Genomic DNA, 14,107 nt, shown 5'->3' with positions numbered 1-14,107 from the left:
GATGCTGCATTGACGCGCATCAGGTTATTTCATAAGGGAATGCTATGCCGATTCAATCTACGGGCGTTCTGGAACAAATACAGTTTCAGGCGAAGCAAATTGCGGAATCAGGTCAGCGCCTGTCCATTCGGGATACACAAAAAAACGACACCGATGTTTCCTTCTCCAGCCTTTTACTTAACGGCCTTAACAATATTAACCAATTACAAACCAATGCGAAAAGTCAGGCGGAGAATTATCTCTCCGGCACGCCGGGCATTGGTCTGAATGATGTGATGGTTTCAATGCAGAAATCTTCCGTCGCGTTAAATCTGGGCGTTCAGGTGCGCAATAAATTAGTCAGCGCTTACCAGGAAATAATGAATATGTCCGTTTAAAGGCGGGCCGGCGCGGTGTTGGCGGCCTGGCGAACGATTATTTCGCCATCGACTCACCGCCAGGTCGCCGATCGCCCCTCTTGCCCTGATGACGGGTCTGCCGCACGCCCATTCTGCTGCGAATCAACGGCGCAGAACAGGCAGCCCGGCTGAAGCGCACCTGCCAACGCAGAGACGCATGATGTATCAGCAAAACGCGATAAGTGAAATCAGTAATTTGAACAGTACAAATGTAAATAAACAGAATGGATTCGTTCTGACCGAGGCGGAATTAGAAAAAATCAGCGCGTTAATTTACCACCGGGCGGGCATCGTGCTGAGCCACCAGAAACGCGACATGGTTTATAACCGTCTCGCCCGGCGCGTGCGCCAGCTGGGGCTGAAAACCTTTACCGCCTATCTGAATCTGCTGGAGTCAGACCCTGTCAGCCCTGAGTGGCAGCAGTTTATTAACGCTCTGACGACGAATCTGACCTCGTTTTTCCGGGAAGCCTATCACTTTCCCGTGCTGGCCGAGCATGCCCGCGCGCGCCAGAACAACTACACCGTCTGGTGTACCGCCGCGTCGACCGGCGAGGAGCCGTGCTCTATCGCCATCACGCTGAATGACGTGCTGGGGCCAAGCGTAGGCGGGCCGCGTATTTGGGCGACGGATATCGATACCGAAGTGCTGGCCAAAGCAGAGAAAGGCATCTACCGGCACGATGATATCAGCGCGCTGACGCTGGAGCAGAAGCGCGCCTGGTTTCTGCGCGGCACCGGCGCGCAGCGGGACCAGGTGAAAGCGAAGCCCTCTTTGCTCAACACGATTCACTATCAGCAGTTGAATTTACTGGCGCCGGAATGGCGCTTACCTGCGCCTTTCGATGCGATTTTTTGCCGCAACGTGATGATCTATTTTGACCAGCGCACGCAGCACCAGATCCTGCGGCGCTTTGCGAAAATGCTGAAGCCGGGCGGTCTGCTGTTTGTCGGACACTCCGAAAATTTCAGCAATATGAACGGGCCGTTTCGCCTGCGCGGTCAGTCAGTTTACAGCCTGACCCAGGATAAATGATGAATAAAATCAAGGTACTTTGCGTAGATGATTCTGCGTTAATACGCAGCATCATGACCAATATCGTCGATCAACAGCCGGATATGGAAATGGTGGCAACGGCCCCGGATCCGCTGATCGCTCGTGATTTGATTAAACGCTTTTCACCCGATGTGCTGACGCTGGATGTGGAAATGCCGCGCATGGACGGGCTGGATTTCCTTGAACGCCTGATGCGCCTGCGTCCGATGCCGGTGATTATGGTCTCCTCCCTGACGCAGAAAGGGTCGGAGATTACTCTGAACGCGCTGGAGCTGGGGGCAATCGATTTCGTCACCAAACCGGAAATGGGCCTGCGCGAGGGCATGCTGCAATACAGCGAGCTGATTGCCGAGAAGATCCGTATGGCGTCGCGGGTGCGCAATTTCCCGCGTCATACCGCGGCGCCGGTCGCCCACGTCAGCAAAGGTCCGCTGGTCGGCAGTGAAAAAATTATCGCTATCGGCGCCTCGACCGGCGGCACCGAAGCGCTGCGTCAGGTGCTGACCGCGATGCCGCTGAACTGTCCGGGCATTGTGATTACCCAGCATATGCCCGCCGGGTTTACCCGATCTTTTGCCGATCGTCTGAACAAGATCTGCCAGATCGCCGTAAAAGAGGCGGAGGACGGCGATCGCGTACTGCCGGGACACGCCTATATCGCGCCGGGCGGCCGTCATCTTGAGCTGGCGCGCAGCGGCGCCAACTACCATGCACAGCTGAACGATCTGCCGCCGGTTAACCGCCACTGCCCTTCCGTCGACCTGCTGTTTCACTCGGTAGCGAAATCCGCCGGCAAAAATGCGGTGGGCGCCATTCTGACCGGCATGGGGCACGACGGTGCCCAGGGACTGCTGGCGATGCGTAAAGCGGGCGCACGCACGCTGGCGCAAAGCGAAAAAACTTGCGTGGTGTACGGCATGCCGCGCGAAGCGGTGGCGATTGACGGCGTGGATGAAATCGTCGATCTCGATCAGATGTGCCAGCGCATTCTGAGTAATGTCGTCGGCCAGGCGCGGCGCATCTGACGCTGCCTCTCTCTTACCGAAGCTGTTATTTCACTTTCAATACGGACTGATAATCAAAATGGCAGACAAAAACTTACGTTTTCTGGTGGTAGATGATTTCGCAACGATGCGCCGTATTGTGCGCAATCTTTTAAAAGATCTCGGCTACCACAACGTGGAAGAAGCGGAGGACGGCAGCGACGCGCTGGCCAAATTGCAGGCCGCGCCGGTCGATTTCGTTATCAGCGACTGGAATATGCCCAATATGGACGGCCTGCAGCTGCTGAATGAGATCCGTAAAGATGAACGCTTCAGCACCCTTCCCGTGTTGATGGTGACCGCGGAAGCGAAGAAAGAAAATATCATTGCGGCGGCGCAGGCGGGCGCCAGCGGCTACGTCGTGAAGCCTTTTACCGCCGCCACGCTGGAAGAGAAGCTAAGTAAGATTTTCGAAAAACTGGGATGGTAAACGCATGGACGCAGAGTCAACAAACGCACAGTCAGCCGATAACCTGAAGGTTATCTTTTCGCAAATTGGACAACTGGCGCGCCAGCTGCGCGTCAGCCTGAATAATCTGAGTCTCGACCGCGCCATTATGGACGTGGCGGAGGCGATACCGGACGCGCGCGATCGCCTGAGCTACGTGGTGGATAAAACCTCGCACGCCGCCGACCGCGTGCTGACCTGCGTGGAGGCGGCGCGGCCGTTGCAGGACGAGCTGAACGCCAACGCCACTAAGCTGGCGGAACGCTGGGATGAATGGTTCGCCGAACCGGTCGAGCTTCCCATCGCCCGCGAGCTGGTGAACGACACGCGCCAGTTCCTGAAACAGACGCCCGATATCACGCAGCAGACCAATCAGCAGCTGATGGAAATTATGATGGCGCAGGATTTCCAGGATCTGACCGGCCAGGTGATCAAAAAGATGATGGATCTGATCGCCGAGATCGAACACGGCCTGATCCAGGTGCTGGTGGAAAATATGCCGGAGAAACCGATCGCCGCCGCCGCCGCCGACAACGATCGCGACAGCCTGAAAAACGGCCCGCAGCTGGATCACACCAAAGCGGGCGTAGTGGCCTCTCAGGACCAGGTTGACGACCTGCTGGAGAGCCTCGGCTTTTAATCAAAGCACAGGGGATCGGCGCCGATGTCAGAAGAGAGCGATGTAGAAAAGACCGAAGACCCCACGCCTTACCGGCGAGAGAAGGCGCGTAAAGAGGGGCAGATCCCTCGTTCTAAAGAGCTGACATCGGTGCTCATGCTACTGGTCGGCTGGTCGCTGATGCTGGCCGGCGGACACGATCTGTTGCGGCACCTGACTGAACTGCTGCATGACGGCCTGACCTTCGATTCCCTGCTGGCGCAGGACAGCACGCTGCTGTTTTATCAGCTGCGCCATCTGGGCGGCAAGGCCGCGCGCGCGCTGATGCTGCTGCTGCCCGGACTGTTTCTGACCGCCATCACCACGCCGATGCTGCTGGGCGGTCTGCACCTCGGCGGCAAATCGCTGAAGCTCGATTTAAAACGCCTTTTCCCCGTTTCCGGCTTTAAGCGGCTCTTTTCCGCGCAGGTGGTTTCCGAGCTGCTTAAAGGCCTGCTGAAGGTGACCCTGGTGGGCTGCGTGTGCAGCCTCTATCTCTTCGTGCATAAGCAGGAATTCATTCATCTGGTGAACCAGCCGCTGTATGAGGCGCTGAGCAATTTTGCCCGCCTGATTATGGGCTGTCTGCTGATGGTGATTCTGGCGTTGATTCCGATGGTGGGTTACGACGTCTTCTGGCAAATCTTCAGCAATCTGAAGAAGCTGCGCATGAGCCGCCAGGAGATCCGCGACGAGCATAAGCAGCATGAAGGCGACCCGCATATTAAGGCGCGCATCCGGCAGTTGCAGCGCGCGGCGGCCAGCCGCCGCATGATGGCGGAGCTGCCGAACGCCGACGTGATTATCAACAACCCCACGCACTATTCCGTGGCGTTGCGTTACAAAGAGGGCGCGATGTCCGCGCCGATTTTACTGGCTAAAGGCGCAGGCGAGACCGCGTTGCGCATCCGTGCGGTCGGCGAGCAGCACAATATTCCGATGCTGCAGGCGCCGCCGCTGGCGCGCGCGCTTTATCGCCACTGCGAGCTGAACGCGCCGATCCCTGCCGCCCTGTACGGCGCGGTGGCGGAAGTGCTCGCCTGGGTTTACAGCCTGCGCCGCTGGCGTCACGCAGGCGGCCTGCGTCCCAAAAAACCTGTCAACCTTCCGGTGCCCGCCGCGCTGGATTTTAATCCTGAGAGTCAAGAGTAATGTCTAATTTCGCCAGCAAACTACGCCTGCCGCAGATGAAAGATACGCAGTGGCAGATTCTGGCCGGGCCAGTATTGATTATGCTGATTCTGGCCATGATGGTGCTGCCGCTGCCGGCGTTTTTACTGGATCTGCTGTTCACCTTTAATATCGTGCTGTCGCTGATGATATTGATGGTGGCGATGTTCACCCAAAAAACGCTGGAGTTTTCCGCCTTTCCCACCGTGCTGCTGTTTTCCACGCTGCTGCGCCTGGCGCTGAATATCGCTTCGACGCGCGTCATTCTGCTGGAAGGTCATACCGGCGCCAATGCGGCAGGCCAGGTGGTGGAGGCATTCGGCCACTTTCTGGTGGGCGGGAACTTCGCTATCGGCATCGTGGTGTTCGCTATCCTGATAATCATCAACTTTATGGTCATCACCAAAGGCGCCGGGCGTATCGCTGAAGTGGGCGCGCGCTTTGTGCTGGACGGCATGCCGGGCAAACAGATGGCGATCGATGCCGACCTTAACGCCGGGCTGATTGGCGAAGAGGAGGCGAAACGCCGCCGTAACGAGGTGACGCAGGAGTCTGACTTTTACGGTTCGATGGACGGCGCCAGTAAATTTGTGCGCGGTGACGCCATCGCCGGCCTGCTGATTATGGCGATCAACATTATCGGCGGCCTGATGATCGGTATGCTCCAGCACGATATGTCGTTTGCCCAGGCGGGCGAAACCTACACGCTGCTGACCATCGGCGACGGTCTGGTGGCGCAAATCCCGGCGCTGATTATCTCCACCGCCGCTGGCGTGATCGTAACGCGCGTTTCCACCGAACAGGATGTCGGCGAGCAGATGGTAAGCCAGCTGCTGAATAATCCGCGCGTGATGCTGCTGGCGGCGGGCGTGATCGGGTTGCTCGGCATTATTCCCGGCATGCCGAACCTGGTGTTCCTGCTGTTTACCGCCGCCCTGCTCGGCGCAGCCTGGTGGCTGCGCGGCCGCGAGATGCAGGCCGCCGCCCTCGGCAGCCCGGTGAAGGGCAAGGCCGACCGCGACGCGGCGAAAGCTAAAGCGGAAGCGGCGCAGGCGGCGGAAGCCTCCTGGTCTGACGTTCAGCTGGAAGATGTGCTGGGGTTGGAGGTGGGCTATCGCCTGATCCCGCTGGTCGACAGCGCGCAGGATGGTCAGCTGCTGGCGCGTATTCGCGGCATTCGCAAAAAATTCGCGCAGGATATGGGTTTCCTGCCGCCGCCGGTGCATATCCGCGACAACCTCGATCTGGCGCCCGGCGACTACCGCATTCTGCTGAAAGGGGTTGAGATTGGGCGCGGCGAGATTCAACCGGAGCGCTGGATGGCGATCGATCCGGGCTGCGCCGAAGGGGAACTGCCGGGCCAGCCCTGCCAGGAACCCGCTTTCGGCCTGCCGGCGATCTGGATTGACGATGTGCTGCGCGAACAGGCGTCGATTCAGGGCTATACCGTGGTCGATCCCAGCTCGGTCGTCGCGACGCATCTGAATCACCTGATTAGCCTGCATACCGATGAGCTGTTCAGCCGTCAGGAAACGCAGCAGCTGCTGGATCAGGTCAGCAAAGAGATGCCGAAGCTGGTGGAGGATTTTATTCCTGGGGTCGTCTCGCTCACCACTTTCCATAAGGTCTTGCAGAATCTGCTGGCGGAGCGAGTTTCTATCCGCGATATGCGCACCATTATCGATACGCTGGCGGAGTTCGCGCCCGCGCAGAGCGACGCCGACGAGCTGACGGCTCAGGTGCGCATTCGACTTGGACGTGCCATTACCCAGCAGTGGTTCCAGAATAAACCGGAGATTCAGGTGATCGGCCTTGATGTCGATCTGGAGCGGCTGCTGATCCAGGCGATTCAGAACGGCAGTGCCATCGAGCCGGGCATTGCGGAAAACCTCATCGCGCAAACGGAAAAAGCGATTCAGCGGCAGGAGGCGTTCGATGCGCCGCCGGTGCTGCTGGTGAACCAACCGCTGAGGCTGATGCTCTCCCGCTTCCTGCGCCGCGTTTTTCCGCAGCTGGCGGTGCTTTCCAACCTGGAGCTGAACCACAGCCGCACCGTGCGCATGACGTATGTTATTGGGGGGCAATCGTGAAAAGCGTCATGCTTACCGCCGCATTGTTCATCGGCGCCCCGGCGGGCGCGCTGGCGGCGCACGGCGCCTGGAGCGGCAAGGTCGCCGGCCCGCAGCTTAGCGTGGGCAAGCAGAGCTATGTCGGGCCGCCGCTGCGCGCCGCCGCGCCGCTGCCGCAAAACGCTGTTATCAGCCATATCAACTGGCGCGTCACGCTGCTTTCTCCCGCGCCGCCGGGGTTGGAGATCAAGCTGTGCAGCGTCAGCGCCTGCATCACGCTGGATCGGCTGGCGGGCCAGCGGGCAGCGCCGCTGCCCTTCGCACCAGGCGAGGCGTTGCGTTTTCTCTATGCGGTAAATGCGTATGGGCAGCTAAGACCACCGGTGCAGGTGGTCAGCAGCCAGGTAACTGTGAACTATCGCTGGTGAGAAGCGCTCAGACAAAGCGCTGCCAACGCATCGGAGAATAAAATACGTGCTGGGCGGTTAATAACAGATCGCGGTTACTGAAACGGCGATATAACCTGATTAGTGTAAGCCTGGCTGCACTTTTTTCCGTGGCTTAACGACGTAATGCCTTTTCTCAGGGTATCGAGACGGGCTTCAAGCGCGCGATTAATTTCCGCTTCATTATTTTGCAACGCCATTAACAGGCTGCCAATTTCCATCTTTTCTTCTTCAGAAAGCGTTTCCGGGATCTGTTCCAGCGCGGCGCCTAAGGTCACAACGTAATTTTCCGCCAGCGTGACAAAATCATCCCATTCTCCCTGCCTGGCCATCAGCAACATCGTCTGATTTATTTGATAAATGGCGGCGTAGTCTTTATTAATCAACTTATTCATAACATGCCCGTGTTTAACGTGATTCGATTTCTTTCCATGTTTCAGCGATATTCATTAATATCTCATCAACATGGGCCAACGATGAGGGATCGTTATTTAAATTCGCCTGTAACAGCGTGCGCGACATATAGCTGTAAAGCGCTTCCAGATCGCGTGCGATTTCCCCACCTTTTTCGTGATCCAGCGCCGACCGCAGCCCGTTATCAATAATATTAATCGCTTTTGAGATCATTTCACCACGTTTGGCGATATTGCCGTTTTCAAAATAGAGCCGCGCGCGAACAATGGCGCTGTGGGCACCTTCAAAAAGCATGGTAATAAGCTGATGCGGCGTGGCGCCGGCCAGCCTGCTGTGAAGATCGACCTGTGCGTAGGCGCGGGTTCCCTGTTTTGCGTACATAATGGTCTCCATAAAAACGGGCAGGAAACCGCGCCTGCCCGTTGCGGCGGTTAAGTTGATTACAGCGTGGACAATACCGCAGTGAGCTGGTTGCTCATGTTGTTAAGCTGCGACATGGTGCTGTCCAGGTTCTGGAACTGGATGCGATAGCGCTCCACCTGCGCGTCGATCAGCTTCTGCGTTTTGTCTATCTGCTCTTTGACCAGCTTGACCTGCTCGTCCAGCGTGTCGGTCATCCCTTTAATGACGCCGTCTTTTTTGTTCTCTTTATCGCCGACGTATTTGGTGATGATGTCGTTCAGCCCGGTCGCCAGGCCTTCTTTCTCGCCGTTGCCCTTGAACAGCGCGCCGATCTGCTCCGGGTAATCGGCGATCGCCTTATCCAGCTTTTCCGTATCCAGCGTCATCTGGCCAGTGGCCGCATCGATGGAGATGCCCAACGAACTCAGCGCGCTCACATTGACGTCTTTATCGCCGTATACGCCGTTAACCACTGAACGCAGCTCGCCTACCAGGCCGCGCAGGGTACCGTCGCCCATCAGCGCGCCGTTCTCCGAGCTGGGTTTAGCGACATCGTCGTCCGCTAAGCCGGAGGTATCGCTCGGAACAAATTTGCTGGCGGATGAGGTTTGCGACAGCAGCGCATTGTACTGCTTAACAAACTCTTGCAGCGTGGTTTTAATGGCGGAGGTATCTACGTTCAGCGTCAACTGCTCAGCCTTGCCCTCTTCAGATACCCCCGTTAGGTTCAGGGTAACGCCGGCAATGATATCGGTAATGCTGTTGCTGGAGCGGGTATAGCTAATGCCGTCCACGATCAGTTGAGCATCCTGCGCTTCCGCAACGGAGAACATGCGGTCATTCTCGGCGATAGTCTTGTTCTCGTCATTCGGGTCAGGACGCTGTCCGCCTTCGGACGTGTTCAGTATATCGCCCAGTGCATCATCACCGGTCACCTGCACCGACATTTGCCCTTCGGTGCCGGCGGTGCGGGAGCTTAATACCAGCTGATAACCATCATCGGAGCGCTGCACCGAGGCGCGGACGCCGCCATCCTGCTTATTGATCGCTTTCGCTATCTGGTCCAGCGAGGTCTCATCATCCGCCAGCGACACCGTGATCTCTTTACCGTTGGCCTGGGTGATGGTAATGGTGCGCGTCCCGCCGGTTTTATCGCCCAGGTTTTCCTCTGAGCTGGTATATCCCTCCGTTCGCAGCTTGTGGGAGACGGCCAGCTGTTTCACGGTGACGCTGTGGGAATCGGCAGCGGCCTCAGAGGTCGCCGTGGCTTTAAAGGCTTTGTTGTCGCTGACGGTGAGGGTGTTAAAGGCTTCGCCGCTCAGCTTTTTTACGCTGGTTTGCAGGCTGGAAAGCGCGCTGGAAATTTTCCCCCACGCGGAAATTTTGTTTTCGTAGCTGCTTTTTAACGTGGTATAGGGGTTCAGGCGGGTTTGCTCCGCCGCCCTCATCTGCTCCAGCATCGCTGCCGTATCCAGCCCGGAACCGATGCCAAGGGAAGATAGAGTTGCCATATTATGCTCCTTTCAGGATTTTATTTTGTGACCTGGTCTCTTTTAGCTATCGGTATAAACGGCGCGAAGATAAATCTTTCTTTATTAGCAAATTTCAAATCGGCAGTACTCACCCATTTTTTTAACGATTCAATGAGACAGGATTAACATCGATTTACACAATGGTAAATATTCTGTTCTGCGTGTAGATAATCCTTTTCTGATGCCACCGATAAATAAAAGTTAATGCCTTTATAAAAAGTTTAATTATGTCAGATTTTTGCAAAAAGCTAAGCGTCTATAACCGGACGCTGCCGCCAGCTTTTATCTGTTTTGTTTTATCAGAACGCGCTCGGATGCGGAAAAACGGCCTTTTTCCGCTATTGATGCCTGGAAATTGCGCAAAAGAGATTTTTTTTGCGAATATTTTTTTAGAGAAATTTCTATGCGCCGATATTTTTAAATATGCGCTTGTCAACGCATCATCAAATTGCATGGACATTGCAATAGAAACATCATACCTATATACGAGGGAATAATATGTCACAGGTGATTAATACTAACGCCCTGAGTCTGATGGCTCAGAATAACCTGAACAAATCTCAGAACTCCCTGGGTTCCGCGATCCAGCGTCTTTCTTCCGGTCTGCGCATCAACAGCGCGAAAGATGACGCCGCAGGTCAGGCGATCAGTAACCGTTTTACCGCCAGCATTACCGGCCTGACTCAGGCTTCACGTAACGCCAACGACGGTATCTCTATCGCCCAGACCACGGAAGGCGCGCTGAACGAAATCAACGATAACCTGCAAAACATTCGTCGTCTGAGCGTGCAGGCATCCAACGGCACCAACTCCGCTTCTGACCGTCAGTCCATCCAGGACGAAATCAACGAGCGTCTGGCTGAGATCAACCGTATCTCTGAACAGACCGAGTTCAACGGCGTAAAAGTACTGAGCAAAGATCAGACGCTGAACATTCAGGTTGGCGCTAACGATGGCGAAACCATCAGCCTGAAACTGGAGCGTATGGATGCTGAAAAGCTGGGCATGGAAGACTTTGACGTTGGCGTTTTCAGCACTGCAAACACGCAAGTCGTTAAAGTAGCTGATTACGGAACGACTGCAGCAACAGATGTGGCAATCGGTGACGACGCCAACGCCTATAAATTAACCGCGGACGATGTCAAAGCGTTAAATACGAAGTTTTTCGGTACAGATACTCCTGCTACTGGCAGCGAAATTAAAACGGATGGTAAAGGCAACTTTATCGCTACCGGTGTTGACGCAGAAGGCAAAACGGTACAGCAGTCTTTCTCTCTGGAAGAAAATGAAGCGGGAGATGGCTTTACCATTAAAGATAAAGGCGCTTACGTCACCGAACAGCAAAAAGCTGACGCAGACGTCGTTGTTGAAACGATGCTGAAAACCGTTGATGACGCGTTGAATCAGGTTGACGCCCTGCGTTCCAACCTGGGTGCGGCGCAGAACCGTTTCGCTTCTGTTATCAGCAACCTGGACAGCACCGTAAACAACCTGTCTGAATCTCGTTCACGTATCCTGGATGCGGACTTCGCTTCTGAAGTGTCCAACATGAGCCGCGCTAACATCCTGCAGAGCGCAGGTACCACCGTGCTGGCTCAGGCTAACCAGGTTCCGCAGAACGTACTGTCTCTGCTGCGCTAAGTTTTACCCGGCGGCCATTAACGGCCCTGCGGTTTACGCTAACGCCTCGCCCTCACCGGCGGGGCGTTTTTTATGGCGCCGCCTAAACCCAGCTGAAAATCATTACTCCAACTGGCTCACTGGCTCAACGCATGAACAAAGAGAATAAAAGACAAAGCGTGCAGGGAGAACAGAGAGAAAGACAATAAGATGGAGAGAACAGACAATAAAAAACAGCGTCGCGCTTACCGCCACGACGCTGTTTTGACAGGCACCTTTGCCTTACGGCCGCCAGCGGCCGCGCTGAAATCGGGATTACAGGGTCTCGCTGACGCTTTTCTCAACCAGCTCCATCTCTTCACTGGTCAGCAGCTTTTCAATATCCACCAGGATAATCATGCGCTCATCCACCGATCCCAGCCCCAGCAGGTAATCGGTAGAGAGCGTGACGGAGAAATCCGGCGCCGGTTTAATCGCTTCAGCATTCAGCGACAGCACGTCAGAAACGCCGTCCACCACAATGCCCACCACGCGCTGCGTGAGGCTCAACACAATCACCACCGTTTTTTCATTAATCTCGGCGCCCGCCAGATTAAACTTAATGCGCAGATCGACAATAGGAACAATCACGCCGCGCAGGTTGGTGACGCCGGTAATAAAATCGGGCGTATTGGCGATGCGGGTCACCCGTTCGCAGCCGCGGATCTCCTGCACTTTCAATATTTCGATGCCGTACTCTTCATCTCCCAGCGTAAACACCAGGTATTCATTGCCATGATTATCGGTGGCTGTTCTTTTTTCAGATGCGGAAGAGGTCATTTTGCTTATCCTTAAACAGGTAAAGATTGTCCGTTTTTCGCCGTGACACGTTTAGATTTGCACAGCTTTGCCAGCGCGGCGACGTCGAGAATCAGCGCCACGCTGCCATCGCCGAGAATGGTGGCGGCGGAAATGCCCGGCACTTTGCGATAGTTAAGCTCCAGGTTTTTTACCACCACCTGATGCTGACCAATCAGCTGATCGACCATCAGGGCGTAGCGCGCGCCAGCGCTTTGTAAAATCACCGCCACGCTGTCGTTCATCTCGATCGGCTCTTCGCCGCTGCCGAAGACATACTGCAACGTAATCAGCGGGATATACTCGCCGCGCACCTGCAGCATCAGCTCGCCGCCCGCCATGCGGTACAGCGCCTGTTCGCTGAGCTTCAACGACTCCATCACCGCGCCCAGCGGCAGCACATAGGTTTCATCGGACACGCGCACCGACATGCCGTCCAGAATCGCTAAGGTAAGCGGCAGGATAATGCGGATGGTGGAGCCTTTATTCTGTTCAGAAGCGATCTCAACATGGCCGCCCATCTCCTGAATATTGCGTCGTACCACATCCATGCCGACGCCGCGCCCTGATACGTCAGTGACTTTTTCCGCCGTGGAGAAGCCGGGCGCGAAGATCAGCATCCAGACATCTTCGTCGCTCATGTTGTCGTTGATCGCCATGCCCTGCGCTTGCGCGCGCGCCAGGATTTTCTGGCGGTTCAGGCCTGCGCCGTCGTCGCTGACTTCAATCACGATATTGCCGCCCTGATGCTCAGCGGAGAGCGTCAGATTGCCGACGGCGGATTTCCCTTTCGCCACGCGCACGTCCGCGCTCTCGATGCCGTGATCGAGGCTGTTGCGCACCAGATGGGTTAACGGGTCGATAATGCGTTCGATCAGGCTCTTATCCAGTTCGGCCGAGCCGCCGATCAGCGTCAGCTCGACCTGCTTATTCAGCTTGCCGGCCAGGTCATGCACCAGACGCGGGAAACGGCTAAAGACATACTCCATCGGCATCATGCGGATCGACATCACCGACTCCTGCAGGTCGCGCGCGTTGCGCTCCAGCTGGGCGATGCTGTTGATCAGCACGTCATGAACCGACGGCTCCAGCGAGGCGGAAAGCTGCGACAGCATCGACTGGGTGATAATCAGTTCGCCGACCTGGTTGATGATCTGATCGACCTTTTCAACGGCGACGCGAATACTGCTCGATTCCGCCGCCTGCGAGCGCGCCGACGGTCTGGCGGGCGCGGCGGCGTTTTTCACCGGGGCGGCGACGCTGGCAGGCTGCGGCGCGTTTTCCTCTACGGGCGCGACGGGCGGCGTTTCGGTCTCAGGCGCCGCGCCGTGGGTAATGGCGATCTGTTCCGGCTCCAGAATAAAGCAGAGCACCGCTTCGATCTCATCCGCGCTGGCGGTGGTTTGCAGCTTCACCTCCAGCCGGTCGCCCTGCTGTTGCTGGCTGACGAGGGTGCCGAGATTCGCCAGCTCATCGGCCAGCAGCCGCGCCTCCTGATCCTTGATTTTCATCAGCGTCACGGTAAGGCAGCCCTGATCCGCGCCGGCCTCTACGCTGGCAGACGTTGTCGCCTGTTCCGGCTCCGTCGAAGCGGTCGCCGCCGCGCCCGATTTATTTTGCAGCGCGATCTGCCGCAGCGCTTCGCAAATATACTGGAAACTCTGCTCGTCTGGTTCCTGAGAAGATTTATAGGCATCAAGCTGATCTTGCATAATATCTTTACTCTCCAGAAACAGGTTAATAATGTCGCTGGTCAGACGCAGCGTGCCGCAGCGGGCATCGTCCAGCAGGTTTTCCATTAAATGCGTCGTTTCCTGCAATATTTTAAAACCGAAGGTGCCTGCGCCCCCTTTAATGGAGTGCGCCGCACGAAATATCGCATCCATCATCTCTTTATCGGGAGAAGCCGCATCAAGCTGTAACAGATACTTTTCCATATCCGCCAGCAGCTCGTCGGCTTCATCGAAGAATGTCTGATAAAAATCACTTACATCCATATTGTTCAACCTTACC

The 14,107-nt window shown here is 56.1% G+C and carries 15 protein-coding genes; 9 read left to right on the top strand and 6 right to left on the bottom strand.

The window, feature by feature from the left end; translation table 11 throughout:
• The first annotated feature begins 44 nt into the window (after positions 1-44).
• The 8 genes from fliE (at position 45) to C2E16_RS00615 (ending at position 7,271) form a co-directional block, all read left to right on the top strand.
• Positions 45-377, top strand: a complete 333-nt coding sequence (fliE, locus tag C2E16_RS00650) for a flagellar hook-basal body complex protein FliE (RefSeq protein WP_084971436.1) — start codon at positions 45-47, stop codon at positions 375-377.
• A 181-nt stretch (positions 378-558) separates the two neighbouring features.
• A complete protein-coding gene (locus tag C2E16_RS00645) occupies positions 559-1,434 on the top strand; it encodes a CheR family methyltransferase (RefSeq protein WP_104951619.1) in 876 nt (291 codons plus the stop codon).
• The gene (locus tag C2E16_RS00640) at positions 1,434-2,480 is read left to right on the top strand and encodes a protein-glutamate methylesterase/protein-glutamine glutaminase (protein ID WP_084971432.1); all 1,047 of its coding nucleotides are present in this window, start codon (positions 1,434-1,436) and stop codon (positions 2,478-2,480) included. The genes C2E16_RS00645 and C2E16_RS00640 overlap by 1 nt, the downstream gene beginning before the upstream one ends.
• A gap of 58 nt (positions 2,481-2,538) precedes the next feature.
• The gene (gene cheY, locus C2E16_RS00635) at positions 2,539-2,928 is read left to right on the top strand and encodes a chemotaxis response regulator CheY (protein WP_084971430.1); all 390 of its coding nucleotides are present in this window, start codon (positions 2,539-2,541) and stop codon (positions 2,926-2,928) included.
• Positions 2,929-2,932: 4 nt separating this feature from the next.
• The gene (gene cheZ, locus C2E16_RS00630; RefSeq protein ID WP_084971428.1) at positions 2,933-3,586 is read left to right on the top strand and encodes a protein phosphatase CheZ; all 654 of its coding nucleotides are present in this window, start codon (positions 2,933-2,935) and stop codon (positions 3,584-3,586) included.
• A gap of 24 nt (positions 3,587-3,610) precedes the next feature.
• Positions 3,611-4,756 carry a flagellar biosynthesis protein FlhB gene (gene flhB, locus C2E16_RS00625; protein ID WP_104951387.1) on the top strand — a complete coding sequence of 382 codons (1,146 nt, stop codon included), beginning with the start codon at positions 3,611-3,613 and terminating at the stop codon, positions 4,754-4,756.
• The gene (gene flhA / locus C2E16_RS00620; RefSeq protein ID WP_104951386.1) at positions 4,756-6,864 is read left to right on the top strand and encodes a flagellar biosynthesis protein FlhA; all 2,109 of its coding nucleotides are present in this window, start codon (positions 4,756-4,758) and stop codon (positions 6,862-6,864) included. The genes flhB and flhA overlap by 1 nt, the downstream gene beginning before the upstream one ends.
• Complete coding sequence (locus tag C2E16_RS00615; RefSeq protein ID WP_244947400.1) at positions 6,861-7,271, top strand: flagellar protein FlhE; 411 nt, start codon at positions 6,861-6,863, stop codon at positions 7,269-7,271. Before flhA ends, C2E16_RS00615 begins: the two co-directional genes overlap by 4 nt.
• A gap of 74 nt (positions 7,272-7,345) precedes the next feature.
• On the opposite strand, the gene C2E16_RS00610 is transcribed toward C2E16_RS00615, so the two are convergent.
• The 4 genes from C2E16_RS00610 to C2E16_RS20480 form a co-directional block, all read right to left on the bottom strand.
• Positions 7,346-7,684, bottom strand: coding sequence for a flagellar protein FliT (locus C2E16_RS00610; protein WP_084971156.1), 339 nt, complete (start codon positions 7,682-7,684; stop codon positions 7,346-7,348).
• Between the two features lie 13 nt (positions 7,685-7,697).
• The gene (gene fliS, locus C2E16_RS00605) at positions 7,698-8,084 is read right to left on the bottom strand and encodes a flagellar export chaperone FliS (protein ID WP_084971158.1); all 387 of its coding nucleotides are present in this window, start codon (positions 8,082-8,084) and stop codon (positions 7,698-7,700) included.
• A 59-nt stretch (positions 8,085-8,143) separates the two neighbouring features.
• On the bottom strand, positions 8,144-9,616 hold the full coding sequence (gene fliD / locus C2E16_RS00600) for a flagellar filament capping protein FliD (protein ID WP_084971160.1): 1,473 nt from the start codon (positions 9,614-9,616) through the stop codon (positions 8,144-8,146).
• Positions 9,617-9,893: 277 nt separating this feature from the next.
• A complete protein-coding gene (locus C2E16_RS20480; RefSeq protein WP_146107469.1) occupies positions 9,894-10,091 on the bottom strand; it encodes a hypothetical protein in 198 nt (65 codons plus the stop codon).
• 44 nt (positions 10,092-10,135) lie between these two features.
• Here C2E16_RS20480 and C2E16_RS00595 point away from each other — a divergent pair, with 44 nt between their 5' ends.
• Entirely contained in the window at positions 10,136-11,278 is a 1,143-nt protein-coding gene (locus tag C2E16_RS00595; RefSeq protein WP_084971162.1) for a FliC/FljB family flagellin, read from the top strand.
• A gap of 294 nt (positions 11,279-11,572) precedes the next feature.
• On the opposite strand, the gene cheW is transcribed toward C2E16_RS00595, so the two are convergent.
• Together cheW and cheA are read right to left on the bottom strand one after the other, a co-directional pair.
• Positions 11,573-12,076: a chemotaxis protein CheW gene (gene cheW / locus C2E16_RS00590; RefSeq protein ID WP_084971164.1), complete on the bottom strand. Its 504-nt coding sequence runs from the start codon at positions 12,074-12,076 to the stop codon at positions 11,573-11,575.
• An 11-nt stretch (positions 12,077-12,087) separates the two neighbouring features.
• The gene (cheA, locus tag C2E16_RS00585; RefSeq protein WP_084971166.1) at positions 12,088-14,091 is read right to left on the bottom strand and encodes a chemotaxis protein CheA; all 2,004 of its coding nucleotides are present in this window, start codon (positions 14,089-14,091) and stop codon (positions 12,088-12,090) included.
• Between the last annotated feature and the right edge of the window lie 16 nt (positions 14,092-14,107).

Origin of the sequence: Mixta calida (assembly GCF_002953215.1) — a bacterium.
Taxonomy (GTDB): Bacteria; Pseudomonadota; Gammaproteobacteria; order Enterobacterales; family Enterobacteriaceae; genus Mixta; species Mixta calida.
This window is presented reverse-complemented; position numbering and strand designations above follow the sequence as displayed.

Excerpts from the sequence above, each read along its gene's own strand:
- fliS (WP_084971158.1), bottom strand. The coding sequence starts at position 8,084 with ATGTACGCAAAACAGGGAACCCGCGCCTACGCACAGGTCGATCTTCAC.
- C2E16_RS00610 (WP_084971156.1), bottom strand. The coding sequence starts at position 7,684 with ATGAATAAGTTGATTAATAAAGACTACGCCGCCATTTATCAAATAAAT.
- cheA (WP_084971166.1), bottom strand. The coding sequence starts at position 14,091 with ATGGATGTAAGTGATTTTTATCAGACATTCTTCGATGAAGCCGACGAG.
- C2E16_RS00645 (WP_104951619.1), top strand. The coding sequence starts at position 559 with ATGTATCAGCAAAACGCGATAAGTGAAATCAGTAATTTGAACAGTACA.
- C2E16_RS00640 (WP_084971432.1), top strand. The coding sequence starts at position 1,434 with ATGAATAAAATCAAGGTACTTTGCGTAGATGATTCTGCGTTAATACGC.
- C2E16_RS20480 (WP_146107469.1), bottom strand. The coding sequence starts at position 10,091 with ATGCAATTTGATGATGCGTTGACAAGCGCATATTTAAAAATATCGGCG.
- flhA (WP_104951386.1), top strand. The coding sequence starts at position 4,756 with ATGTCTAATTTCGCCAGCAAACTACGCCTGCCGCAGATGAAAGATACG.
- flhB (WP_104951387.1), top strand. The coding sequence starts at position 3,611 with ATGTCAGAAGAGAGCGATGTAGAAAAGACCGAAGACCCCACGCCTTAC.
- cheY (WP_084971430.1), top strand. The coding sequence starts at position 2,539 with ATGGCAGACAAAAACTTACGTTTTCTGGTGGTAGATGATTTCGCAACG.
- fliD (WP_084971160.1), bottom strand. The coding sequence starts at position 9,616 with ATGGCAACTCTATCTTCCCTTGGCATCGGTTCCGGGCTGGATACGGCA.
- cheW (WP_084971164.1), bottom strand. The coding sequence starts at position 12,076 with ATGACCTCTTCCGCATCTGAAAAAAGAACAGCCACCGATAATCATGGC.
- C2E16_RS00595 (WP_084971162.1), top strand. The coding sequence starts at position 10,136 with ATGTCACAGGTGATTAATACTAACGCCCTGAGTCTGATGGCTCAGAAT.
- fliE (WP_084971436.1), top strand. The coding sequence starts at position 45 with ATGCCGATTCAATCTACGGGCGTTCTGGAACAAATACAGTTTCAGGCG.
- cheZ (WP_084971428.1), top strand. The coding sequence starts at position 2,933 with ATGGACGCAGAGTCAACAAACGCACAGTCAGCCGATAACCTGAAGGTT.